This window comes from Gordonia sp. LMA167, from assembly GCF_058130025.1.
Window position 1 is genome coordinate 4,561,985 of record NZ_CM176708.1, and the last position, 23,949, is coordinate 4,585,933.

Annotated in this window: 21 protein-coding genes; 6 read left to right on the forward strand and 15 right to left on the reverse strand. The window is 66.9% G+C overall.

The genetic code is table 11. The features are described 5' to 3' along the window. Positions 1–19 precede the first annotated feature (19 nt). From ACVT6V_RS20745 to infC, 12 genes are all read right to left on the reverse strand, one after another. Positions 20–547: an arginine repressor gene (locus ACVT6V_RS20745; RefSeq protein ID WP_489895997.1), complete on the reverse strand. Its 528-nt coding sequence runs from the start codon at positions 545–547 to the stop codon at positions 20–22. After that, positions 544–1,467 (reverse strand): ornithine carbamoyltransferase, encoded by a 924-nt coding sequence (argF, locus tag ACVT6V_RS20750; protein WP_489895998.1) that lies wholly within the window; start codon positions 1,465–1,467, stop codon positions 544–546. The genes ACVT6V_RS20745 and argF overlap by 4 nt, the downstream gene beginning before the upstream one ends. Next, positions 1,464–2,660 (reverse strand): acetylornithine transaminase, encoded by a 1,197-nt coding sequence (locus ACVT6V_RS20755; protein WP_489895999.1) that lies wholly within the window; start codon positions 2,658–2,660, stop codon positions 1,464–1,466. The genes argF and ACVT6V_RS20755 overlap by 4 nt, the downstream gene beginning before the upstream one ends. Continuing rightward, the gene (argB, locus tag ACVT6V_RS20760) at positions 2,657–3,580 is read right to left on the reverse strand and encodes an acetylglutamate kinase (RefSeq protein WP_489896000.1); all 924 of its coding nucleotides are present in this window, start codon (positions 3,578–3,580) and stop codon (positions 2,657–2,659) included. Before argB ends, ACVT6V_RS20755 begins: the two co-directional genes overlap by 4 nt. Continuing rightward, the gene (gene argJ, locus ACVT6V_RS20765; protein WP_489896001.1) at positions 3,577–4,857 is read right to left on the reverse strand and encodes a bifunctional glutamate N-acetyltransferase/amino-acid acetyltransferase ArgJ; all 1,281 of its coding nucleotides are present in this window, start codon (positions 4,855–4,857) and stop codon (positions 3,577–3,579) included. The genes argB and argJ overlap by 4 nt, the downstream gene beginning before the upstream one ends. Further along, a complete protein-coding gene (gene argC, locus ACVT6V_RS20770) occupies positions 4,854–5,891 on the reverse strand; it encodes an N-acetyl-gamma-glutamyl-phosphate reductase (protein ID WP_489896002.1) in 1,038 nt (345 codons plus the stop codon). Before argC ends, argJ begins: the two co-directional genes overlap by 4 nt. A gap of 128 nt (positions 5,892–6,019) precedes the next feature. After that, positions 6,020–8,491, reverse strand: coding sequence for a phenylalanine--tRNA ligase subunit beta (pheT, locus tag ACVT6V_RS20775; RefSeq protein WP_489896003.1), 2,472 nt, complete (start codon positions 8,489–8,491; stop codon positions 6,020–6,022). A 72-nt stretch (positions 8,492–8,563) separates the two neighbouring features. After that, positions 8,564–9,625 carry a phenylalanine--tRNA ligase subunit alpha gene (pheS, locus tag ACVT6V_RS20780; RefSeq protein ID WP_489896004.1) on the reverse strand — a complete coding sequence of 354 codons (1,062 nt, stop codon included), beginning with the start codon at positions 9,623–9,625 and terminating at the stop codon, positions 8,564–8,566. Between the two features lie 76 nt (positions 9,626–9,701). Next, the gene (locus ACVT6V_RS20785) at positions 9,702–10,571 is read right to left on the reverse strand and encodes a TrmH family RNA methyltransferase (RefSeq protein WP_489896005.1); all 870 of its coding nucleotides are present in this window, start codon (positions 10,569–10,571) and stop codon (positions 9,702–9,704) included. Positions 10,572–10,631: 60 nt separating this feature from the next. Further along, positions 10,632–11,012, reverse strand: a complete 381-nt coding sequence (rplT, locus tag ACVT6V_RS20790; RefSeq protein ID WP_489896006.1) for a 50S ribosomal protein L20 — start codon at positions 11,010–11,012, stop codon at positions 10,632–10,634. Positions 11,013–11,063: 51 nt separating this feature from the next. Next, positions 11,064–11,258 (reverse strand): 50S ribosomal protein L35, encoded by a 195-nt coding sequence (rpmI, locus tag ACVT6V_RS20795; RefSeq protein ID WP_005178720.1) that lies wholly within the window; start codon positions 11,256–11,258, stop codon positions 11,064–11,066. A 109-nt stretch (positions 11,259–11,367) separates the two neighbouring features. After that, positions 11,368–12,000: a translation initiation factor IF-3 gene (gene infC, locus ACVT6V_RS20800; RefSeq protein ID WP_489900923.1), complete on the reverse strand. Its 633-nt coding sequence runs from the start codon at positions 11,998–12,000 to the stop codon at positions 11,368–11,370. Between the two features lie 257 nt (positions 12,001–12,257). Between infC and ACVT6V_RS20805 the strand changes: the two genes are divergently transcribed. Both ACVT6V_RS20805 and ACVT6V_RS20810 read left to right on the forward strand, forming a co-directional pair. Beyond that, positions 12,258–12,683 carry a DUF1844 domain-containing protein gene (locus tag ACVT6V_RS20805; RefSeq protein ID WP_489896007.1) on the forward strand — a complete coding sequence of 142 codons (426 nt, stop codon included), beginning with the start codon at positions 12,258–12,260 and terminating at the stop codon, positions 12,681–12,683. Positions 12,684–12,710: 27 nt separating this feature from the next. Beyond that, complete coding sequence (locus tag ACVT6V_RS20810) at positions 12,711–13,031, forward strand: PspA domain-containing protein (RefSeq protein ID WP_489896008.1); 321 nt, start codon at positions 12,711–12,713, stop codon at positions 13,029–13,031. A 34-nt stretch (positions 13,032–13,065) separates the two neighbouring features. On the opposite strand, the gene uvrA is transcribed toward ACVT6V_RS20810, so the two are convergent. Then, entirely contained in the window at positions 13,066–15,948 is a 2,883-nt protein-coding gene (uvrA, locus tag ACVT6V_RS20815) for an excinuclease ABC subunit UvrA (RefSeq protein ID WP_489896009.1), read from the reverse strand. Between the two features lie 241 nt (positions 15,949–16,189). Between uvrA and ACVT6V_RS20820 the strand changes: the two genes are divergently transcribed. From ACVT6V_RS20820 to ACVT6V_RS20835, 4 genes are all read left to right on the forward strand, one after another. Beyond that, positions 16,190–16,873: an MBL fold metallo-hydrolase gene (locus ACVT6V_RS20820; protein ID WP_489896010.1), complete on the forward strand. Its 684-nt coding sequence runs from the start codon at positions 16,190–16,192 to the stop codon at positions 16,871–16,873. 123 nt (positions 16,874–16,996) lie between these two features. Further along, positions 16,997–18,070 carry a DoxX family protein gene (locus tag ACVT6V_RS20825; protein WP_489896011.1) on the forward strand — a complete coding sequence of 358 codons (1,074 nt, stop codon included), beginning with the start codon at positions 16,997–16,999 and terminating at the stop codon, positions 18,068–18,070. A 158-nt stretch (positions 18,071–18,228) separates the two neighbouring features. After that, positions 18,229–18,756 (forward strand): hypothetical protein, encoded by a 528-nt coding sequence (locus ACVT6V_RS20830; RefSeq protein WP_489896012.1) that lies wholly within the window; start codon positions 18,229–18,231, stop codon positions 18,754–18,756. Between the two features lie 35 nt (positions 18,757–18,791). Next, complete coding sequence (locus tag ACVT6V_RS20835; RefSeq protein WP_489896013.1) at positions 18,792–21,083, forward strand: HelD family protein; 2,292 nt, start codon at positions 18,792–18,794, stop codon at positions 21,081–21,083. 41 nt (positions 21,084–21,124) lie between these two features. On the opposite strand, the gene ACVT6V_RS20840 is transcribed toward ACVT6V_RS20835, so the two are convergent. Next, entirely contained in the window at positions 21,125–21,568 is a 444-nt protein-coding gene (locus ACVT6V_RS20840; RefSeq protein ID WP_489896014.1) for a universal stress protein, read from the reverse strand. A gap of 130 nt (positions 21,569–21,698) precedes the next feature. Further along, entirely contained in the window at positions 21,699–23,864 is a 2,166-nt protein-coding gene (gene uvrB, locus ACVT6V_RS20845; protein WP_489896015.1) for an excinuclease ABC subunit UvrB, read from the reverse strand. Between the last annotated feature and the right edge of the window lie 85 nt (positions 23,865–23,949).

The following is a 23,949-nucleotide window of genomic DNA, read 5'->3' on the forward strand; positions in this document are numbered from 1 at the left end:
GAGCTGAGGGGCCGCGTGGCTACACGAGGCCCTCGATTCGTCGGGACAGTTCGGCGCCGTCGACCGGCTCCCGGGCGACCACGAAGATCGTGTCGTCGCCGGCGATCGTGCCCACCACGTCGGGCATGCTGGCGCGGTCGATGGCGCTGGCGAGGTAGTGCGCCGCTCCGGGTGGTGTGCGCAGAACCGCCAGGTTTCCGCTGCTGTCGGTCGAGACGAGCAATTCCGCGAGCAGACGTGCCAGTCGATCGGTCCCCCCGAACACGCCGCGAACCGGCGATCCGTCCTCGGGCACCACGTAGACCCCGGCCCCGCCGTCGGCGGCACGCAGTTTGACGGCACCGAGTTCATCGAGGTCCCGGGAGAGGGTTGCCTGGGTCGCATCGATGCCCTCGCCGGCGAGGAGATGCTGTAACTCGGATTGGCTGCGCACCTGATGGGTAGCCAAGATGTCGATGATCCGGGCATGCCGGCCGGCCTTCGTGGCGGCGAGTCGCGACTCGCCGTGTCCGGCATCGCTGTGCGCCGATCGTCCGGTGCTGGTCATTGCTGTCCCAACAGCCAGATCAGCAGCGCCTTCTGCGCGTGGAGCCGATTCTCGGCCTCGTCGAGGACCACGCTGGCCGGGCCGTCGATCACCGAGTCGGTGATCTCTTCCCCGCGGTGTGCCGGGAGGCAGTGCAACACAATCGCTTCCGCATCCGCCTTGCCGAGCAGTTCGTCGTTGATCTGGTACGGCAGGAACGGAGCCTTGCGATCCTTGCCGTCGCCCTCCTGCCCCATCGACGTCCAGGTGTCGGTGACGAGGACATCCGCACCGGCGACCGCTGCGACCGGATCGGAGACGAGCCGCAGCGAGCCTCCGGTCTCCCGGGCTCGCGCGTTCGTCGCCTCGACGACAGCTCCGTCGGGTTCGAAACCGGCTGGGGCGCTGATGGTCACGTGCATCCCCGCAGTCACCCCGCCGAGCGCGAGTGAGTGTGCCATGTTGTTGGCGCCGTCACCGAGGTAGGTCATCGACAGACCGGCGGTGCGGCCCTTGTGCTCGATGACGGTCTGCAGGTCGGCCAGCACCTGGCATGGATGAAAGGTGTCGGACAAGGCGTTGACGACCGGGATCGTCGCGGTCGAGGCCATCGCGTCGAGCCGCTCCTGACCGAAGGTCCGCCAGACGACGGCGTCGACGAACCGCGACAGCACCCGCCCGGTGTCCTCGATCGTCTCGTCCCGACCCAGCTGCGTCGTCGTGCCGTCGACGACGACAGCGTGCCCGCCCATCTGGGCGATGCCCATCTCGAACGAGAACCGCGTTCGGGTGGAGTTCTTGTCGAAGATCACGCCGACGCCGCGTGGGCCCTCGAGGGGACGGTGACGCATCGGCTCGGCCTTCACCTCCGCGGCCAGACGCAGCACCTGTGCCTGCTCATCGGGCGTGAGATCGTCGTCGCGCAGGAAATGCCGGGTCATGCCTTCTCCCCCTGTGGTTCATCGGTGGTTGCCGCGTCCAGGATGTCGGGCAGTGCCGCGACGAAGTCGGCGCCCTGCTCTTCGGTCAGGATCAGTGGCGGCGCGAGCCGGAGGACGTCGGGTCCGGGTGCGTTGATCAGGAAACCCGTATCGCGCGCGGCCTTTTCGGCCTTCGCCGCGATCGGGCTGTTGAGCACGATCCCGAGCAGCAGCCCGGAGCCGCGGACATGCGAGATCTGCGGGTGAGCGAGATTCTCGATTCCCGTGGCGATCGATTTGCCCACGGATGCGACGTGATCGAGGAGGCCCTCCTCGTCGATGGTTCGCAGGACCGCAAGTGCCGCGGCGGTGCACGTCGGGTTGCCGCCGAACGTGGTGCCGTGCTGCCCGGGTTCGAACAGCTCGGCCGCCGGACCGGTGGCGATGCAGGCACCGATCGGTAGTCCGCCGCCGAGTCCCTTGGCCAGCGTCATGACGTCGGGAACCACCCCTGCGCTCTGATGTGCGAAGAAGGACCCGGTCCGGCCGATCCCCGTCTGCACCTCGTCGAGGATCAGCAGCGCACCGCGCTCGGCGGTGATCCGCCGCGCGGCCGCCAGGTAGCCGTTCGGCGGGACGATGACGCCACTCTCCCCGAGGATGGGTTCGAGGATCACTGCGGCGGTGTCCGCGGTGACCGCGGCGTCCAGCGCTTCGACGTCGCCGTAGGGAACGAATCGCACGCCCGGTGGCATCGGCTCGAAAGGTGCACGTTTGGCCGGTTGCCCGGTCATGGCGAGTGCACCCATCGTCCGGCCGTGAAAAGCCTTGTCGGCAGCGATGATCTCGGGTCGACCGGTCCTCCTCGCGAGCTTGAAGGCCGCCTCGTTGGCCTCGGTGCCCGAGTTGCAGAAGAACACGCGGCCCGGGTGCCCGAACTTGTCGAGCAGTTGCTCGGCCAGTTCGACCGCGGGTGCGCTCACGTAGAGGTTCGAGACGTGCCCGAGTGTCTGCAGTTGGGTCGTCACGGCCTCGACGATGGCCGGATGTGCGTGACCCAGAGCGTTGACCGCGATGCCGCCGAGCAGGTCCAGGTACTCCTTGCCGTCGGCGTCACGGACGACCGCGCCGGATCCGCTGACCAGTGCGATCGACGGGGTGCCGTAGTTGTTCATCAGTGCGGCCGACCACCGCTTCTGCAACGGCTCGGTCATGCTGCCCCTCCTGATGTATCGATGTCGGCGACGACGGTGGTTCCCGTCGAGCTCTCGGTCAACAACTGGGCGATCACCGAGTGCGGCACCCGCCCGTCGATCACGTGTGCGGCCCGGACTCCCCCGTTCACGGCGCGCAGGCAGGCCTCCATCTTCGGCACCATGCCGGAATCGAGTGAGCCCAGCAGCCCGGCGAGCTCGTCGGTGCCGATCTGGGAGGCGAGCGACCCACGATCCGGCCAGTCGGTGTACAGGCCCTCGACGTCGGTGAGCATGACCAGTCGTGACGCGCCGAGGGCCTCGGCCAGGGCACCCGCGGCGGTGTCGGCATTGATGTTGTGCACCACGCCATCTCGGTCGGGAGCAATGGTGGACACCACCGGGATGCGACCCGCGGCAACCAGATCGAGAACCGCCGAGGTGTTCACCGAGGCGATGTCGCCCACCAGACCGATGTCGGTGGCCACGCCGTCGACGAGCACCGTCCGCCGGGCCGCGGTGAACAGATGCGCGTCCTCACCGGTGATCCCGACGGCATACGGGCCGTGGGAGTTGATCAACCCGACGAGCTCACGCCCCACCTGACCGAACAGGACCATCCGGGCGACGTCCATCACCTCCGGGGTGGTGACGCGGAATCCGCCGCGGAACTCGCCCTCCAGGCCGAGCCGCTTGAGCATCGCGGAGATCTGCGGGCCACCGCCGTGCACCACGATCGGGTGCATACCGCAGGCGCGCAGCAACACCATGTCCGCGGCGAAGGCTCGCTTGAGCTCGTCGTCGACCATCGCGTTCCCGCCGTACTTGACCACGACCGTTGCACCGTGCAGCGCCTGGAGGGCCGGAAGGGACTCGGCGAGGACCAGTGCCTTGTCGAGGGCACCGAGGTTCGTGGTCGAGCTGCCGCTTGTCCCGCTCATGACGAATACGCCGAGTTCTCTTCGACATAGCCGTGCGACAGGTCCGTCGTGCGGATGGTCGCGGACGCATCACCGAGTCCGAGGTCGATCTCGACACTGATGTCGGCGCCGGACAGATCGACGTCGCGAGCGCCGGGCGCGCCACAGCCGTCGACGCACACCGGGGTTCCGTTGAACGACACCGAGATCCGATCCGGATCGATCGTGATCGGAGCGATGCCGACGGCCGCGAGTACCCGGCCCCAGTTCGGGTCCGAGCCGAACAGTGCCGTTTTGACCAGCGAATCGCGCGCGACGGTGCGGGCCACGACGACGGCATCGTCTTCGGTGACGGTGCCCGAGACGGTGACCAGCACGCGTTTCGTCACGCCCTCGGCGTCGGCCATCAGCTGCGCGGCCAGGTCGTCGCAGACCGCGAGCACCGCGGCGTCGAGATCGGCTTGCTCCACGGGGATCTGGCTGGCCCCCGAGCTGAGCAGGAGGACGGTGTCGTTCGTCGACGACGAGCCGTCGACGTCGAGCCGGTCGAAGGTACGGGCCGTCGCCTTGCCCAACGAGCTGTCGAGTTGTTCGGGGGTGACCCGCGCATCGGTGGTGAGGACGCACAGCATCGTCGCCAGCGACGGCGCGAGCATGCCTGCGCCTTTGGCCATCCCGCCGACGTTCCAGCCCTGCGGATGATGCAGCGCAACCTGTTTCGGGACGGTGTCGGTGGTCATGATGGCGTACGCGGCGTCGGTGCCGCCGGACAGGCCGCCACCCATGTCCTGCACGATCTCGGTCACACCCGCCAGCACCTTGTCCATCGGCAGCCGGTCACCGATCAGACCGGTCGAGCAGACGGCGACCTCGATCGCACCGGTCTCGGTGCCCCAATTGCTCAGAGCCTCGGCCACGGCCTCGGCGGTGGCATGGGTGTCGCCGAACCCGCCGGGGCCCGTGCATGCGTTGGCGCCGCCCGAGTTCAGGATCACTGCGCGCAACCGCCCGGTGGACAGCACCTGACGGCTCCACAACACCGGCGCGGCCTTCACCTGGTTCCGGGTGAAGACGCCCGCCGCGGCATACTCGGGACCCTCGTTGAACACCAGTGCGAGATCGTGCGCACCGGACGCCTTTATTCCGGCGGCGATTCCGGCGGCCCGGAACCCGAGCGGCGCGGTCACGCCTTGCTCCCGAACCATCCGGGGAGCGTCGAGTGGGGCTCCCGGGGTGATCCGGTCGTCGGAATGCGCGGGATCGCCCGACGGCGGAGTCGGTTGCTGCGATGTCGTCATGGCGCCACCCCCACGGTGCTCAGGCCCTCGGCTTCGTCCCAGCCGAGCGCGAGGTTCATCGATTGGACAGCCGCGCCCCCGGTGCCCTTGGTCAGGTTGTCGACGGCGCCGACCGCAACCATCGTGCCGGCCCGCTCGTCCACGGTGACGGCGATCTGGACGGCATTGCTGCCGATCACCGATCCGGTCATCGGTAATGCCCCATCGGGCAGGACATGCACGAATGTCTCGTCGTCGTAGGCCTTCTCATACGCAGACCGGATCTCTGCGGCCGACGCCCGGGTACGGGCCGTGCACGTGGCCAGGATGCCCCGCGCCATCGGCACGAGGACGGGCGTGAACGAGACCGACACCGGCAGATCGGCGGCCGCGGACAGTGCCTGTGAGATCTCCGGCGTGTGCCGATGCGCACCACCGACACCATAGGCCCGTGCCGAACCGATCACCTCGGATGCCAGCAGGTCGACCTTGGGCGCCCGACCGGCACCGGAGGCGCCACTGACTGCGACAACGGTGACGTGCGGCTCGACGAGTCCGGCCGCCACGGCCGGTCGTAGCGCGAGGATCGAGACCGTCGGATAGCAACCGGGGACCGCGACGCGCGTCGTATCGCGGAGAATCTCGCGGTTGCCCGGCAACTCCGGCAGCCCGTACGGCCAGGTTCCGGCGTGGTCACTGCCGTAGTAGTCGGTCCAATCCTGGGCGTTCTCCAGTCGGTGATCGGCGCCGCAGTCGACGATCAGCGTCGCCGGCGGCAGTGCATCGGCGATCTCGCCAGACTTCCCGTGCGGAAGCCCCAGGAATACGACGTCATGGCCGGCGAGCACCTCGGATGTGGTGTCCTCGAGCACACGACCGGCCAGCGGCAGCAGGTTGGGGTGCAGCGATCCGAGCGTGGCGCCGGCGTTCCCGCCGGCGGTCAGTGCACCGATCTCCAGCTCACCGGATCGCAGACGCGGATGTCCACAGAGAAGTCGTAAGATCTCACCACCCGCGTAGCCACTGGCTCCGGCAACCGCCACCCTGATCGTCATGCGATCATTATGCACGCCGATGCAAATCAATTCATACGCGGGGTGGGCTGCTCGTTCTTCCTGGCGTTTTTCGTTCGTCCGCTGGATATTTTGCGCGGACGAACGCAAACCCGACGGAAGAAGTCGGCTCAGCGCAGTCGCGCGCCGACCACCTCACCGGCGTGCGCAACCGCCGCCATCTTGGCCTCGTTGGCCTCTTCCTCGGTCAGGGTCCGGTCGGGCGCACGGAATCGCAGTGCGAACGTGAGCGACTTGCTGCCCGCGCCCACCTGGTCACCGGTGAACACGTCGAACAGGTCGATCGCCTCGAGCAGGTCGCCGGCACCGGAGCGCAATGCAGTCTGCACGTCGGACGCCGACACGGTGTCTGCGACAACCACCGCGACGTCCTGCAGGACGGCCGGGAACGGGGAGACCCGCGGCGCCGGCAGGCGTTCGACCAATGGCATCGCGTCGAGATCGATCTCGACCGCGCACAGTCGCTTCGGCAGACCTGCCCGTTCGAGGACCGCTGGATGGAGTTCACCTGCATGACCCACCGTCGTGCCGTCCACGGTGAGCCGCGCACAGCGGCCGGGATGCCACGGCCGGTACTCGGCTGCCGACAGCACGATGTCGACGCCGGCGGCACGACCGATCGCGCGGGCCGCCTCGAACGCGTCCATGTGGTCCGCGGCACGTCCCGGTCCCCACGGACCGGCCGGATCCCGCAAGCCGGTGAGCACCACCGCCACGTGCAGGGGCTGATCCGGCAGAGATGCGTCGAGCGCGGCGATGTCGTTCTCACTCGGACGGCGGGTCACGTCCAGCGCCCCGACCGGTGCCATGTTGTCGCCGGCGAGCACCACCTGACCGATCGTGAACAGTGACAGATCGCGCTGACCCCGTGCGATGTTTCGCGAGGTCATCTCCAGCAGCCCGGGCAGCAGCGTCGTGTTGAGTTCGGGTCGGTCGGTCTCCAACGGGTTGAGCACCTTGACCGTCCGGCGGCGCCGGTCGTCGGCAGGCAGATCCCAGACGTCGAAGACCCCGGCAGGCATGAACGGGTACGGCAGCACCTCGACATAGCCGTCGAGGGCAAGCGTGCGCCCGACCCCGCGTCGACGTCGCTGGGCGGCGGTGAGACCGGTGCCCGCGGGCGCCCGCGGCACCACCGCGGGGATGTCCTCCAGGCCTTCGAGTCGCAGGACCTCCTCGACGAGATCAGCCCGCTCACGCAGGTCCGGGCGCCACGACGGTGGTGTGACCACGAGCAGGTCGCTGCCCTCGACCACGCAGCCCACCTCGCGCAGGCGAGCGGCAGTGGTACCGGTCGGATAGCTGATGCCCGCGGTTCGGTCGGGCTCGTCGGCCGGCATCGAGATCTCCGCCGTGACGGGTGACTCGATACGTGCCTCGCTGAGCGGCGAGGCAATCGTGCCGCCCGCGATGTCGACGATCAGCTGGGCCGCACGATCAGAGGCGACGGCCGTGATCTCCGGGTCGACGGTGCGTTCGAAACGCTTGCTCGCCTCCGAGGTCAGCTTGTGACGCTTCCCGGTGCGGAACACCCGGACCGGATCGAAGGTCGCCGACTCCAGCAACACCGTCGAGGTGCCGGTGCCGACCTCGGTTGCCGCACCGCCCATGACCCCGGCCAGTGCGACCGGTCCACTGTCGTCGGCGATGACCACGTCCTCCGGGTCGAGGACCCGGTCGACGTCGTCCAGGGTGGTCAGTTTCTCGTCGGCGCGGGCGGACCGGACCGTGATGGTGCCGGACAGTTTGCCGGCATCGAAGGCGTGCAGCGGCTGTCCGAGTTCGATCATCACGTAGTTGGTGATGTCGACGATGGCCGAGATGGGCCGGATGCCGGCCACCATCAGACGCTTCTGCATCCACCACGGCGACACGGCGTCGGCGTTGACACCCGTGATCACCCGGGCCGTGTAGCGGGTGGCATCGGAATCCGCATCGATGGCGACCGGCCACGCGTCACCCGAGGCCGCCACCGCAGCCCCGGCCGCACCGGGATCGACGAACGGCACTCCGAAGCTGCCCGCGAGTTCGCGGCCGAGACCACGGACAGAGAACGCGTATCCGCGGTCGGGCGTGACGTTGACGTCGATGGCGGTGTCGTCCAGTCCGAGCACCTCGTAGGCGTCCGCACCGGGTTCGGCCGTCCCCGGTGCGAGCACCAGGATGCCGCTGTGGTCGGTGCCGATGCCGAGTTCGGAGACCGAGCAGATCATGCCGTCGGAGATCCGGCCGTACGTCTTGCGTGACGCGATCTCGAACGGACCCGGTAACACCACACCGGGCAGGGCCGCGACGATGAGGTCGCCCTCGGCGAAGTTGCGGGCCCCGCAGACGATGCCGCGCGGCTCGGACTCGCCGACCTCGACAGTGCAGAAGCGGATGGGCTTCTTGAACTCGGTGAGCTCTTCGATCGTCTCGACGCGGCCGATCACCAGCGGACCGGTGATCGACGGGAACGGCTCGACGTCCTCGATCTCGAAACCGACGCGGACAAAGGCCTGGTCGATCTCCGCCGCGGTCGCCGACCACTGCGGGTCTCCTTCACGGAGCACCTCGCTGAACCAGGACTGTGGGGCACGCACGTCAACCAACTACTTTCATCGATCGGGCTTTCGCGATATCGGGTATGGGGTCGAGGTCACATCGCGGGTCGCTCAGACCGCCGGGCCGAACGGAACGGTGAAACGGATGTCCCCCTCGACCATGTCGCGCATGTCGGAGATGTCATTGCGGAATTGCAGGGTCCGCTCGAGTCCCATCCCGAAGGCAAAACCCGAATAGACATCGGGGTCGATCCCGCTGGAGCGCAGCACATTCGGATTGACCATGCCGCAGCCGCCCCATTCCACCCAGCCGGCTCCACCCTTCTTGCCGGGGAACCAGACGTCGACCTCCGCGGACGGCTCGGTGAACGGGAAGTAGCTCGCCCGCATCCGGGTGGTGGTCTCGGGACCGAACAGGGCGCGCGCGAAGACCTCGAGGGTGCCGCGCAGGTTCGCCAGTGTCAGCCCCTTGTCGACGGCCAGGCCCTCGATCTGATGGAAGACCGGCGTGTGGGTCGCATCGAGTTCGTCGGTACGGAAGGTGCGGCCTGGACAGGCCACATAGGTGGGCAGGTCGCGGCTCAGCATCGACCGCACCTGGACCGGCGAGGTGTGGGTGCGCAGCACCTGCCGCGATCCCTCCGGGGCGATGTAGAACGTGTCCTGCATCGAGCGGGCGGGATGGTCGGGCAGGAAGTTGAGGGCGTCGAAGTTGTGGTGCTCGGTCTCCACCTCGGGACCTTCGGCGATCTCCCAGCCCATGCCGACGAAGACGTCGGCGACCTGTTCGGCGATCACGGTGATCGGGTGGCGCGCCCCCACCCGACGGCGGCCGCTGGGCAGCGTGACGTCGACGGCCTCCGCCACCAGGACGGCGGCGTCACGTTCGGCCTGCAGCGTGGCCGTGCGGAGATCGAACGCGGCGGTGACCCGGCCGCGCACCTCGTTGACCAACTTGCCTGCCGCGGAGCGCTGATCCTTCGGGATGGCGCCCAGCGCGCGGCGGGCCAACGCGATGGCCGAGCGGTCGCCGAGGTGCGCGGTCTTGGCGCCCGCGAGTGCGTCGAGGTCGGCGGCCGCCTCGAACGCCGCGACGGCGGCCCCGGCTGCGGCGTCGAGTTCCTCGGGTTCGGGGAACCGGATCTCTGGGGCGTCGTCGGCAGGGCTGGCCATGCTGCGCGGTCTCCTCGGTGGGTCGTCTGGAAAAACGTTGTGCGCTACCGCGTGATCACATGCAATATCGCGCGTATCAGGGTAGTCGACCGGGATGTGGCGCGACGCTGCCGGTCAACGTCGGAATTACCGGTCCGGGCTCAGCGCGATCGACCGCGTGCGCCGCGGCACTCTGGTACAGGCAGATCGCAGCGGCCGCAGCGAGATTGAGGCTCTCGGCACGTCCACGGATGGGTATCGACACCCGGTGATCGGCCTGCGCGGCGACGTCGTCGGACAGACCGTGGGCCTCATTGCCGAACAGCCAGGCGGTCGGCCGGGTGAGTACCTCGGCTGCGTCGTCCAGCGCCAGCTCCCCATCGGCGGCGGTCGCGAGCATCGTGATCCCGGCGTCCCGCAGTGCGGTAAGCCCGGCATCGATGTCACGTTCACGCACGACCGGTAGGTGGAACACACTCCCCGCGCTGGCGCGGACGCATTTGCCGTTGTGCGGGTCGACGGCGTCACCGAGCAGGATCACCGCGTCGGCGCCCATGGCATCCGCGGTACGGACCAACATGCCGGCATTGCCCGGCTCACGTGGTTCGACGGCGACGGCGAGCAGCCGTGGGGTCCGGGCCAGGACGTCGGCGAGGTCGGCGTCCAGCAAGCCGCACACGGCGAGTACGCCAGGCGGCGTCTCGGTCTCGGCGAGCTTCTTCGCGGCTTTCGCTGTGAGCAGTACGACGGGCACCTCGTGACCACGCGCGGCGGCGACGATCTCACGGTGACGCCACTCGTCGTCCTCGGTGACCAGCACGACCTCGACCCGATGGGCCGACAACGCCGCCGTCACCGAGTTGGCACCCTCCACCAGGAATCGGCCTTCGGCCCGCCGGACCGCGGCGCGGTGGAGTTTGGCATACGACACGACCCGCGAGGAGCGCTCGGACAAGACCTCCCTCATCGGATGATCTCGTCGTGTGCGTTGCTCGCGGGTCGTTGTGTCGCTTGCGTCAACGCGTCGTCAGGCCGCGGGTGCGTTGACGTCCGCCGGCAGTGCCTTGCGGGCCACCTCGACGAGGCCGGTGAAGGCCTCCGGGTCGGTGACGGCGATGTCGGCGAGCACCTTGCGGTCAACCTCGACGCCCGCGACCTTCAGGCCCTGGATGAAGCGGTTGTAAGTGATGTCATTGGCGCGGGCCGCGGCGTTGATACGCGCGATCCACAGCTTGCGGAACTCACCCTTGCGGGCGCGACGGTCCCGGTAGGCGTAGGTCATCGAGTGGAGCTGCTGCTCCTTCGCCTTGCGGTACAGGCGCGAACGCTGTCCGCGGTAACCCTTGGATGCCTCCAGGGTCGAACGACGCTTCTTCTGGGCGTTCACAGCCCTTTTCACGCGTGCCATGTTTCAGTCCTCTTTGTTCGTCAGATGTCGGTGTCTGCGGTCAACGCGCGGTCAGCGGTTGAGCAGTCGCTTGATGCGCGGGGCGTCGTTCTCGCTGACGACCGCGACGCCGTCGAGGCGGCGGGTACGGCGCGACGACTTGTGCTCCAACAGGTGGCGACGGTTCGCCTTCTGGCGAACGATCTTGCCGCTGCCGGTCACCTTGAATCGCTTCGCGGTGCCCTTGTGGGTCTTGCTCTTCGGCATGTTCTTCCTTCGTTTGGGCGAACGGGAACCCACCCGAGGCCGTCGGGTGTTTTCTCGTGCGCTGCTGGTCAGTGGTCGCGCGGTCGGTCATCTGACCGTCCGCACCGAACTACTGGCTGGGCTGTTCGTCCTTGGCGGCCGGCTTGGGCCCGCCGTCACGGCTCTGCTGCGCCTTCTGCCGCGTCTTCGCACCCTTGTGTGGTGCGAGCACCATGGTCATGTTCCGGCCGTCCTGCTTGGCCGACGTCTCGATGAAGCCGTAGTCGGCGACGTCGTTGCCCAGACGCTGCAGCAGTCGGTAGCCCAGCTCGGGGCGCGACTGCTCGCGGCCGCGGAACATGATGGTGACCTTCACCTTGGACCCGGCCTCGAGGAACCGGACAACGTGACCCTTCTTGGTCTCGTAGTCGTGGTCGTCGATCTTCGGGCGGAGCTTCTGCTCCTTGATGACGGTCATCTGCTGGTTGCGACGCGACTCGCGCTGCTTCTGGGCGGCTTCGTACTTGAACTTGCCGTAGTCCATGATCTTGCACACGGGTGGCCGTGCGTCAGGCGCGACCTCGACCAGGTCGAGATCGGCCTCGTAGGCCAGGCGAAGCGCATCTTCAACACGCACGATGCCCACCTGCTCCGAGTTGGGTCCGACGAGTCGGACCTCAGGGACGCGGATGCGCTCGTTGATGCGGGTCTCAGTGCTGATGGGGCCTCCTTGATCAGTTTTTCTCTGGTGACCGCCAGGGATATGACATGGGTGGCAGGAGGAATCGCTCTCAGCAGAAGAGCCCCGGGATGCTGATCGCATCCGCAGGGCTCCGTTACCGACCGGCTCTCCGACACACGTGTCGGGCCGACGCGTACACGCAGCTCGGTGGCGGCGCGACTGTCGGCGTGAACCGGACCGTACAACTGCGGCCAGGCCGCGTCGTGACGGTGGGAGCGGAACTCCACTTGCGACCCCGGCGCAAACCGGGGCGGTCGTACTGTGGGAGTCTAGCAGCCATGACCGAGAACTCCTATTCGTCACCTGCACAGATGCCCGGTGGGCACGGCACAGACGGCGATGACGGGGTGGCCGGTATGGAGCAGACCGATATCGACAACATCCGTGATCTCGGTGATATTCCGGCGATCGAGGTCATCACCAAGGCGATCGTGATGCTGATGAGCGCATCGGCGGAGAAGCTCGGCCTGGCCGAGGGCGCCTCGGAGGACGATGTCGACCTCGACGAGGCGCGCAGACTCATCACCGCACTCGCCGGTCTCGTCGATGCGTCGAAGGCCGACCTCGGCGTCCACGCGGCACCGATCCGCGACGGACTCAAGCAGCTCCAGCTGGCCTTCCGCGATGCCAGCGCCTACCCGGACGAGCCCGGCGAAGGTCCCGGCGAGAAGTACACCGGCGCCGTCCGCGATCGTCGGCGTTAGGTTCACGCACCGACGTACGCTGGACAAATGACCAGCGAAACACCATCGGATCGCGATCCCGACGTCGTCGAGGGCGAGGTCGTCGCCGATCCGGCAGGTCCGACGGCGACCACCACCCCCGCGCCCGGCTACGTCCCGCCGCTGCCGGACCCGAACTACTCCGATCAGGGCGTGCCGACCTTCGACTTCGTCCGCGACAAGATCGAGAACCGGATCGCCACCGCGATCGGTAGCGAGGAACTCGCCCACACGAGCCCTGAGGGTCAGAAGGTCGACGAGATGATGCGCAAGCGCGACGAAGCGGCACGCAAGAAGCTCGACGAGATCCGAAAATCGATGGGCAAGTAGCAACCCCGCCGGCGACCTGGTTCGTCCGGGCCCGCTAGCCGGCCGACGCGACCGTCTCGTCGACGTCGAGGATGTTCGCCAGGAACTTGCCGGTGTGGCTGGCGGGTTCGACGGCGATGTCCTCCGGGGTGCCCTCGGCGACCACGGTGCCGCCGCCCGTGCCCCCCTCGGGCCCCATGTCGATGACCCAGTCGGCGGTCTTGATGACGTCGAGGTTGTGTTCGATGACGATCACCGTGTTGCCCTTGTCGACCAGCCCGCTGATGACGCCGAGGAGCTTCTTGATGTCCTCGAAGTGCAGACCCGTGGTCGGCTCGTCGAGGATGTACACCGTGCGGCCGGTGGATCGCTTCTGCAGTTCGGCGGCCAGCTTCACGCGCTGCGCCTCGCCGCCGGACAGGGTCGGTGCGGGCTGGCCCAGGCGCACGTATCCGAGGCCGACATCGACCAGAGTCTTGAGGTACCGATGGATCGACGTGACCGGCTCGAAGAACTCGGCGGCCTCCTCGATCGGCATGTCGAGCACCTCGGAGATGGTCTTGCCCTTGTAATGCACCTCGAGCGTCTCGCGGTTGTAGCGCGCACCATGGCACACCTCGCACGGTACGTAGACGTCGGGGAGGAAGTTCATCTCGATCTTGATGGTGCCCTCACCGGCGCACGCCTCACACCGGCCGCCCTTGACATTGAAGGAGAACCGACCCGGCTGATAGCCGCGGACCTTGGCCTCGGTCGTCGCGGCGAACAGGGTGCGGATCTTGTCGAACACCCCGGTATAGGTGGCCGGATTCGACCGCGGCGTGCGGCCGATCGGCGACTGGTCGACCTGGACCAGCTTGTCGAGCTGGTCGAGTCCCTTCACCCGGGTGTGACGGCCCGGCACCTGGCGGGCACCGTTCAGCTTGTTGGCGAGCACGGTCGCAAGGATGTCGTTGACCAGCGTCGACTTACCCGAGCCGGACACCCCGGTGACGGCGGTCAGCACGCCGAGCGGGAACGACACCTCGATGCCCTGGAGATTGTGCTCCCGCGCACCGACGACGGTGAGCTGCTTCTTGCGTGAAATGGGCCGACGAATGGCCGGGATCGGCAACTCGTCGCGCCCCGCCAGATACGCCCCGGTCAGGGATCGACGGTTGCGCAGGAGTTCCTTGTAACTGCCGCTGTGCACGACCTCCCCACCGTGCTCACCGGCGCGCGGGCCGATGTCGACGATCCAGTCGGCCGACCGGATGGTGTCCTCGTCGTGCTCGACGACGATCAGGGTGTTCCCGAGGTCCCTCAGCCGCGTGAGGGTTTCGATGAGCCGGCGATTGTCGCGCTGATGCAAGCCGATCGACGGTTCGTCGAGCACGTAGAGCACCCCGGCCAATCCGGAACCGATCTGCGTGGCCAGTCGGATGCGCTGGGCCTCACCGCCCGACAGCGACCCGGCGGCACGGGACAGGGACAGGTACTCGAGTCCCACGTCGAGCAGGAACGTGATGCGCGCCTGGACCTCCTTGAGCACCCGGCCGGCGATCGCCTGCTGGCGGTCGTCGAGTGTCAGTCCGTTGAGGTAGTCCGCGCACTCGGCCACCGACAGCGCACAGACCTCGGCGATCGACATCGCCCCATAGGTCGGATGGTCGAGCGTGACGGCGAGGATCTCGGGCCGCAGTCGCGCCCCGTGGCAGGCCGGGCATGGCACATCGCGCATGTACCCCTCGTAGCGCTCCTTCATCTGTTCGGACTCGGTCTGGTCCATGCGGCGGGCGAGGAACGACATGACGCCCTCGAACTCGGTGTAATAGGACCGGGTCCGGCCATAGCGATTGCGGAACTTGACGTGTACCTGGTGGTCGCTGCCGTTGAGGATCGCGTTGCGGGCCCTGGCGGGCAACTTCTTCCACGGGGTGTCGACGTCGAAGCCCATCTGATCGGCGAGCCCACCCATCAGCCGCAGGAAGTAGTCGGCGTTGTGTCCCCCCGACCACGGCGCGATCGCGCCCTCGGACAGCGAGAGGTCGGGGTCCGGCACGACGAGTTCCTCATCGACCTCCTTGCGGATGCCGAGTCCGTCGCATTCCGGACACGCACCATAGGGCGAGTTGAACGAGAACGACCTCGGCTCGAGATCGTCGATCGCGATGGGGTGACCGTTGGGGCAGGCCATCCGCTCCGAGAAGCGCCGCTCACGGTGCGGGTCGGACTCCTCGAGATCGACGAAATCGAGAACGACGATCCCGTCGGCCAGTCGCAGCGCCGTCTCGACGGAGTCGGTGAGGCGTTGCTTGGCAGTCGGCTTCACCGCCAGCCGGTCCACCACGACCTCGATGTCGTGTTTCTCCTGTTTCTTGAGCTTCGGCGGGTCGGTCAACTGATGGACGACGCCGTCGATGCGGGCCCGCGAGAAACCCTGGGTCTGCAGCTCGGCGAACAGGTCCACGAACTCGCCCTTGCGGGTGCGCACGACCGGCGCGAGTACCTGGAATCGGACACCGGCCTCCATGTCGAGCACCTGGTCGACGATCTGCTGCGGGGTCTGTTTCGCGATCAGCTCGCCACACTCCGGGCAGTGCGCCCTGCCGGCACGCGCGTAGAGCAGACGCAGGTAGTCGTAGACCTCGGTGATGGTGCCGACGGTCGACCGCGGGTTGCGGTTCGTCGATTTCTGGTCGATCGACACCGCAGGCGACAGTCCCTCGATGAAGTCGACGTCGGGCTTGTCCATCTGACCGAGGAACTGACGCGCATAGGCCGACAACGACTCGACATAGCGTCGCTGCCCCTCGGCGAAGATCGTGTCGAAAGCGAGCGACGACTTCCCCGACCCGGACAACCCGGTGAACACGATGAGGCTGTCCCGAGGTAGATCCACGTCGATCCCACGCAGGTTGTGTTCGCGGGCACCGCGGACGATCAAACGGTCAACCACTTGCAAGTCCTCATTCGTTGCTGATCCGGCCGTGCCGGTGTGCTGGTGTCTGAGCAGTTGGATGCGGTCGGCCGACTGGTTGGACCTCTCCGCGCGTACATTATCGACGGCCACCGACAAGTTCGGCGGGTCCCATCGACCAATGCTCCACGATACCCTCGCGCACCGGCTCCCGAGTTCCTCGACCACCCCTGGCTGACGGCCTTCCCGGTGCCCGTGGGTATGTCATAGCCTGGCCAACATGAGCCCCCAGGACGTTTCCATCATCGACACCTACACCGGCGACCTCTCGGGGTCACCCCGGCCGCAGCGACGCACCCTCGAGTCGGCGACGATCGTCAAACTGTCCGTGGGTCCGATGGACAACAATGTCTATGTGGTCACCTCACAGAACACCGGTGACCAGCTGATCATCGACGCGGCGAACGACGCCGAGCGGATCCTGGACGTCGTTCGTGAGCTGCCCGGAACACCCCGACTGATCCTCACCACTCATGGGCACTTCGACCATTGGCAGGCACTCGAGCAGGTGGCGGGAGAACTCGGGACCCCGACCACGGCCGGCCGTGCCGATGCCGACAAACTCCCGGTGGTACCCGACCGCCTGATCGACGACGGCGACACCATCGAGGTGGGCGACCTCACCTTCGAGGCCATCCATCTGGTCGGTCATACGCCGGGTTCGATCGCGCTGGCGCTCACGGACGGAGACGTCACCCACCTGTTCACCGGCGACTGCCTCTTTCCCGGCGGAGTCGGCAAGACCTGGGAGCCAGGAGACTTCGACACGCTGCTCTCCGACGTCACGTCCAAGGTCTTCGACCGCTACCCCGACTCGACGGTCGTCTACCCCGGACACGGCAAGGACACCACTCTCGGGACCGAGCGCCCGTCGCTGCCCGAATGGCGTGATCGCGGCTGGTGACCCGCTCCGCCGGACCACCGAACAGGGTTCCTGCGCCCGCTCGCACGGACCGGTAACCTCGATAAGGTTCACCACTCAAGTCGTGGGGGTGATCACCCGAGCCATGTCACGAGGAGGCCGTCAGTGTTGATCCGCCGAATTGCCCGACCCATGCTCGCCACTGTGTTCGTTGCCGCCGGCATCGACGCCTTGCGCAGCCCCAAGACCCGCGCCGATATGGCACAGGGATTCGTCGACAAGTCAGTCGAGACCCTGCCCGACAGCATCACCGACAAGGTGCCGACCGACCCCGAGACCCTGGTCCGCATCAACGGCGCCGTGCAGGTGGGCGGCGGAGTCCTGTTGGCCACGGGCAAGTTCCCGCGGTTCGCGGCGCTCGCACTGGCCGGTTCGACCGTGCCCACCACCGTCGCCGGCCACGCCTTCTGGAACGAGACCGACCCGGTGATGCGCGCTCGGCAGCGCACGCAGTTCTACAAGAACGTCAGCCTTCTCGGTGGACTCCTGATCGCCGCGGTCGACACCGAGGGCAAACCCTCACTCGCGTGGCGTGGCCGTCAGAAGGCCTCGGCGACAAGCCATGCCATCGCCGCGGCACTGCCCGTCGGCGTCGCCGCGTCCGAATCCACGTGGGACACGATCCGGGAGCGGTCCGCCGAGGGCGCCCACGTCCTCGGCGAGCGTTCCGCGGAGGCCGCCGAGGTCGTCCGCCACCGCGCGCCGGAGCTCGCCGAAGCGGCCCGGGAGTATTCCAGCGAGGCAGCCGAGCTCATCAAGCACCGCGCGCCCGAGTTGGCCGACGCGGCATCCAAACGCACCGCCGGATTGGCGGAGGTGGCCCAGAAGCGGACCGCCGAGTTCGCCGAGGCGGCACAGAAGCGTTCCGACAAAGCCGTCAAGGCGACACAGAAGCGATCGGACACCGCGGCCAAGGCCGCTCAGAAGCGCTCGGACAAAGCGGTCAAGGCCGCCAAGAAGGCGCAGAAGCGCGCCGACAAGGCCGCGGATCACATCATCGAACGCGCGCCCGAGTTGGCCGAGGCCATCCGGGAACGTTCGGCCGACACCGCCGAACTGGTCAAGAAGCGTGCACCCGAGATCGCCGATGAGGTCTCGGCCCGGGCCGCCACCGCACGGGACAAGGCGTACGAAGGCGCCGAGGAGGGCCGCCGACGCTGGAGGAAGGCCCGCTCATAGACCCGACACCCCTTCTGCCCGCCCACGACTACCCGTGGACGACGACCGAGGCCGCCTGCGATCCTGCGATCGATGCGGCTTCGGTCGCCGGCCGACACCTGGTGGTGGCGGTCGGCTCCAATGCCTCGCGCGAGGTGCTACGCAGGAAGCTCGCCGGCGTGACAGGCTCTGCACCGTCGCCACCGATCATGCGTGTCACGGTGTCCCATCTCGCCGTCGGCCACTCCGCGCACGTATCGGCCCGCGGTTATGTACCCGCCGCGCCTTACCACTGTCCCGGGTCCACACTGTCCACCGTCGGATCGTGGCTCACTGACGCCGAGACCGCTGCCCTCGACCACACCGAACCGAATTACATTCGTATGATGCTCTCCATCGCCGACCACCCTGTGGCCGCAGCTGACGCTGTGCCACAGTGGTTCTCGCTGTATGTCTCACGGCATGGCGTGCTCGCTGACCCCCATACCGGCAACCCGGTCGGGTTAGGTCGGCAACAAGCCGTGGTCGACTGGCTCGACACACATCTCGCCGATCAGGCGTTGATCGGTCCGATCGACGCCGTGTGCGGGCGCCTGGCAGCGCCGACGACCGGCGCACGTGTCTCGGCCGCCATGAAAGCCGCGGGATTGGCTCGACATTCCGGATTCGGGGCGATGGCGATCGCGAAAGGGTCGGCACGACAGTGAGCTCCACCGATACCGGTTCCACCGATAGTCCGACGATGGCCGAGACCGCTCGGATCGCCGAAGAGCAGGCCCATCTCGATCTCGTCTACGGCCGACTCGACCGGATGCGCGCCAACACCCAGCGGCGGTTGTCGACCACCCTCCGCGAGTCCGGTGGGACTCCCCAAGCCCGCTCGGAGCGCGAGTCCTACGAGCGGATGTACACGGACGATCTGGCGAAATACGATGCCGCCGAGCACAATTTGTATTTCGGTCGCCTCGATCTGGCCGATGGCGAGGTGCGGCGGATCGGCCGGATCGGTGTGCTCGACGACGATGCCGCCGATACGACACTCCTGCTCGACTGGCGCGCTCCTTTGTCTCGCCCGTTTTATCTCGCCACACCTGCGGCGCCCGAGGACGTCGATCGACGTCGGCACATCCGGACGCGGAGCCGGCGAGTGCGAGCGGTCAACGACGAGTCGCTGATCCTCGGTGACGCTTCGCCCGACGATGTCGGGCACGGCGACGTCGTCAACGAGACCGCGCTCGTCGCGGCGATGAACGCGGCGCGCACCGGTGAGATGACCGACATCGTCGAGACGATCCAGCGCGAACAGGATCTGATCATCCGTTCGACGCATCGGGGGGTGACGGTGATCCAGGGCGGACCCGGCACCGGCAAGACCGCGGTCGCCCTGCACCGAGCCGCCTACCTGCTCTATACGCACCGGGATATTCTGTCGCGCAGCGGAATTCTCATCATCGGACCCAACGACGACTTCCTGAACTACATCGGACAGGTCCTTCCGTCGCTCGGCGAATCCGGTGTCCTGCTCTCCACCGTGGGCGATCTGTTCCCCGGCGTGCACGCGACCGCGGTGGAACGCCGTCACGCAGCGGCGGTCAAGGGCGACCTACGAATGGTGGATCTCCTCAAGCGGGCCGTCCGGGCGCGGCAGTCGCTGCCGTCGAAACCGGTGCCGGTGGATTTCGACACCTATCAGGTGATGATCGATTCCGATTTGATCAAGGCGGCCCGTGCCAAGGCGCGGAGTTCGCGTCGAGCACACAATCTCGCGCAACCGGCTTTCCTCCGCGCCGCGTTGGACGGCCTCGCGCACGCCCATGCGCGATCGATCGGTGCAAGTCTGCTCGACGGCTCCCAGTTGCTCTCGGGCGCGGACATCGCCGACATCCGCGACGAGATGAGTCACGACCCCGACATCCGCCGAGCGCTTCTCGAATATTGGCCGACCCTGAACCCGCAGAGCATGCTGCGCAACCTGTATGCCGACCCGTCGGCAGTGCGCAAGGCCAGCCCCGGCTGGTCGGATGACGATCGCGCCGCACTGCAACGGGACCCGGGCGACCGTCACGACGACGGCAGCGACTTCACCCCGGCAGATGTGCCGTTGCTCGACGAGCTCGCGGAGCTGATCGGCTTCGGCTCGGACGACGCCGAGCGAGCCGAACGGGAACGCTGGCGTCGACAGCTGGCAGATGCACAGGATGCGCTGGACATTCTGACCGGTTCCGCACCGCAGGACCTCGAGGACGAGCTCGATCCGGAGATCCTGATGGCCTACGACCTGATCGACGCCGAACAACTCGCCGCGCGCCAGACCGAGACCCAGCGACTGACCACGGCGGAACGCGCACACGGCGATCGTAATTGGGCCTTTGGACATGTGATAGTCGATGAGGCGCAGGAACTCTCGGGTATGGCGTGGCGGATGGTGATGCGCCGCATTCCCAATCGGTGGATGACGATCATCGGTGACACGGCTCAGACCGGGGATCTCGCCGGTACGCGATCATGGGGCGACGTGCTCAGCACGTATGTCGCCGATCGCTGGCAACTGCGTGAACTCACCGTCAACTACCGGACACCGGCCGAGATCATGACCTACGCGGCGCGGGTGCTCGAGCAGATCAGTCCGACGCAGTCGCCACCGACGTCATTGCGAAGCAACGGAATCGAACCGGTCGCCGTACCCACCGATGCGGCCGCGCTGGCGAAGGTCGCACTCGAGGCGGCCACCCGAGCGGGACTGACCGGATTGAGTGCGGTCATCGTTCCGGACGGGCTCTACGACGAGACGGCCTCCGCGGCGCGCGATTTCGACGGCCACCCGCGGGTCCTCACCGTCGGCGGCTGTAAGGGCCTGGAATTCGACAACACGGTGGTGGTGGAACCCGCAGCGATCATCGGCGACTCACCACTGGGTTACTCGGATCTGTATGTCGCCCTGACCCGCGCGACCCAGCGGTTGACCGTGATCCATTCCGAGGAACTCCCACCGGAACTCGAGGGCATGACGCACGAAACCCCCGACGCCTGGTGAGGCACCGGGGGGCTTCGTCGCTGGTCGTGCGCGTTACGCGACTAGGTGGTGTGCACGATCAGGACGTCGCACGCCGATTTGCGTGCAACGTCGGCCGGCACGGAGCCCAGAAGACGTCCGGCAATCGAGTTGAGTCCCTTGTTACCGACGACCAACAGGTCGGCGCTGACGTCGGTGACGAGCTGCAGTAGGGCGTCCACAGGTGCGCCCTTCACCGCGCGGGCATCGATATTGCCGGCACCCGCCCGAGATGCGCGTTCTTTCGCTGTCCTCAGGATCTCTTCGGTCGGCGACGATCCCATCACCTGATAGGCCTCGTCCTTCAGGACGTCGGCGGCCCCACCGGCACCGCGATCGTTCGGAAAATAGGCGCACGCGATCACCAGTGACGCATTCTCACCAGCAAGTGCCCCCGCACGCTCGACCGCCTTCAACGATGACTCGGAGCCATCGGTGCCGACGACGACCGTCTGATATGCGCTCATCCAATCCTCCACGTGTCAGTCCGCCTCGCCGTCGCGAGGCAGATGTCATCCCCACACACTGTAGAACCCCTGATCCGGCAGATTAGTTTGCGCCGTGCGATTTGTCCGCTGTTCGTGGGGATCGGCACATTTACTTGATGCCTGCGGCGTCCATCCCGCGCAACTCTTTCTTCAGGTCGGCGATTTCGTCGCGGAGTCGGCCGGCGAGCTCGAACTGCAGATCTCGCGCAGCGCTCATCATCTGATCGGTCAGCGACGAGACAAGGTCGGCAAGTTCCGCACGCGGCATCGACGACGTGTCCCGCTTCTCGATGACACCGGCGCTGGTGGCGCCTTTCGCCTTCGAGACCTCGCCCTGGGCCCGGCGTCCACGGCTCGCGTTGCGGCCCGAGCCGCCGACGGCGACGGCGTCGTCCTCGGCTTCCCGATACACCTGGTCGAGGATGTCGGCGATCTTCTTGCGCAACGGTTTCGGATCGATGCCCATCTCTGTGTTGTAGGCGACCTGCTTGGCTCGTCGACGTTCGGTCTCGTCGATGGCGTTACGCATCGAATCGGTGATCGTGTCGGCGTACATGTGCACCTGACCGGACACGTTGCGGGCCGCCCGACCGATCGTCTGGATCAACGACGTGGTCGACCGCAGGAAACCTTCCTTGTCGGCGTCGAGAATCGCCACCAGCGACACCTCGGGGAGGTCGAGGCCCTCACGCAGTAGGTTGATGCCCACGAGTACGTCGTATTCGCCGGATCGGAGCTGGCGTAACAGCTCGACTCGTCTGAGCGTGTCGACCTCGGAATGCAGGTACCGGACTCGGATGCCGAGTTCCAACAGATAGTCGGTGAGGTCCTCGGACATCTTCTTGGTGAGTGTGGTGACCAGGACGCGTTCGTCCCGCTCGGTGCGTTCCCGGATCTCGTGCACCAGGTCGTCGATCTGGCCCTTGGTGGGTTTAACGATGACCTCGGGATCCACGAGACCGGTCGGCCGGATCACCTGTTCCACGAACTCCCCGTTGGCCTGGCCGAGCTCATAGGGTCCGGGGGTCGCCGACAGATAGACCGTCTGACCGATGCGGTCCACGAACTCGTCCCACGTGAGTGGTCGGTTGTCCACCGCGGACGGCAGCCGGAAGCCGTAATCGACGAGATTGCGCTTGCGCGACATGTCGCCCTCGTACATACCGCCGATCTGCGGCACCGTCACATGAGATTCGTCGATGACGAGCAGGAAGTCCTCGGGGAAGTAGTCGATCAGGGTGGCCGGGGCGCTGCCGGCGGCCCGGCCGTCGATGTGGCGAGAGTAGTTCTCGATGCCCGAGCAGAACCCGACCTGCCGCATCATCTCCAGGTCGTAGCTGGTGCGCATCCGCAGACGCTGCGCTTCGAGAAGCTTCCCCTTCCCCTCGAGATCGGCCAGGCGCTGCTCGAGCTCCTCCTCGATGCTCTTCATCGCCCGCTCCATGCGCTCCGGTCCCGCGACGTAGTGCGTCGCCGGGAAGATGCGCAGTGAATCCACCTGCCGCACAACGTCGCCCGTCAGCGGATGCAGATAATACAACGCCTCCACCTCGTCACCGAAGAACTCGATCCGCACGGCGAGTTCCTCATACGACGGGATGATCTCGACGGTGTCGCCGCGCACACGGAATCCACCGCGGGTGAAGGCCGTGTCGTTACGCGTGTATTGGACATCGACGAGCAGCCGCAGGAGCGCGTCACGGTCGATCTCCTCGCCGACGGCGATCTCGACCGACCGGTCGAGGTAGGACTGTGGTGTACCGAGGCCGTAGATGCACGACACCGACGCGACCACCACGACGTCGCGTCGTGAGAGCAGATTCGACGTCGCCGAATGTCGCAGACGTTCGACGTCGTCGTTGATCGACGAGTCCTTCTCGATGTAGGTGTCGGTCTGTGCGATGTACGCCTCGGGTTGGTAGTAGTCGTAATACGAGACGAAGTACTCGACGGCGTTGTTCGGCAGCATCTCGCGCAGTTCGTTCGCCAGCTGGGCCGCCAGGGTCTTGTTCGGTGCCATCACCAGCGTGGGTCGCTGCACTCGCTCGATCAACCACGCGGTGGTGGCCGACTTTCCGGTGCCGGTGGCACCGAGGAGGACGATGTCCTTCTCCCCCGCCTTGATCCGATTCTCCAGATCATCGATGGCGGCAGGTTGGTCACCAGCCGGTTCGTACTCGCTGACCACCTCGAAGTGACCGCCGGTGCGTTCGATCTCGCCGACCGGACGGAACTCAGAATGCGCGATGACCGGGCGTTCTGCTGCAAAAGCCATAGTGCCAGGGTAAACGCGCCCTATGACACGAATGTTCCGTCGCCGTGTACCGGGCCTTGATGGGCCTCAGCAACTAGGGTGCGCC

Excerpts from the sequence above, each read along its gene's own strand:
- rpmI (WP_005178720.1), bottom strand. The coding sequence starts at position 11,258 with ATGCCGAAGAGCAAGACCCACAAGGGCACCGCGAAGCGATTCAAGGTG.
- ACVT6V_RS20785 (WP_489896005.1), bottom strand. The coding sequence starts at position 10,571 with ATGAGGGAGGTCTTGTCCGAGCGCTCCTCGCGGGTCGTGTCGTATGCC.
- argC (WP_489896002.1), bottom strand. The coding sequence starts at position 5,891 with ATGACGATCAGGGTGGCGGTTGCCGGAGCCAGTGGCTACGCGGGTGGT.
- ACVT6V_RS20810 (WP_489896008.1), top strand. The coding sequence starts at position 12,711 with ATGACCAGCGAAACACCATCGGATCGCGATCCCGACGTCGTCGAGGGC.
- ACVT6V_RS20835 (WP_489896013.1), top strand. The coding sequence starts at position 18,792 with ATGGCCGAGACCGCTCGGATCGCCGAAGAGCAGGCCCATCTCGATCTC.
- argF (WP_489895998.1), bottom strand. The coding sequence starts at position 1,467 with ATGACCCGGCATTTCCTGCGCGACGACGATCTCACGCCCGATGAGCAG.
- ACVT6V_RS20805 (WP_489896007.1), top strand. The coding sequence starts at position 12,258 with ATGACCGAGAACTCCTATTCGTCACCTGCACAGATGCCCGGTGGGCAC.
- argJ (WP_489896001.1), bottom strand. The coding sequence starts at position 4,857 with ATGACGACATCGCAGCAACCGACTCCGCCGTCGGGCGATCCCGCGCAT.
- uvrB (WP_489896015.1), bottom strand. The coding sequence starts at position 23,864 with ATGGCTTTTGCAGCAGAACGCCCGGTCATCGCGCATTCTGAGTTCCGT.
- ACVT6V_RS20820 (WP_489896010.1), top strand. The coding sequence starts at position 16,190 with ATGAGCCCCCAGGACGTTTCCATCATCGACACCTACACCGGCGACCTC.
- ACVT6V_RS20840 (WP_489896014.1), bottom strand. The coding sequence starts at position 21,568 with ATGAGCGCATATCAGACGGTCGTCGTCGGCACCGATGGCTCCGAGTCA.
- ACVT6V_RS20755 (WP_489895999.1), bottom strand. The coding sequence starts at position 2,660 with ATGACCGAGCCGTTGCAGAAGCGGTGGTCGGCCGCACTGATGAACAAC.
- rplT (WP_489896006.1), bottom strand. The coding sequence starts at position 11,012 with ATGGCACGCGTGAAAAGGGCTGTGAACGCCCAGAAGAAGCGTCGTTCG.
- pheS (WP_489896004.1), bottom strand. The coding sequence starts at position 9,625 with ATGGCCAGCCCTGCCGACGACGCCCCAGAGATCCGGTTCCCCGAACCC.
- argB (WP_489896000.1), bottom strand. The coding sequence starts at position 3,580 with ATGAGCGGGACAAGCGGCAGCTCGACCACGAACCTCGGTGCCCTCGAC.
- ACVT6V_RS20745 (WP_489895997.1), bottom strand. The coding sequence starts at position 547 with ATGACCAGCACCGGACGATCGGCGCACAGCGATGCCGGACACGGCGAG.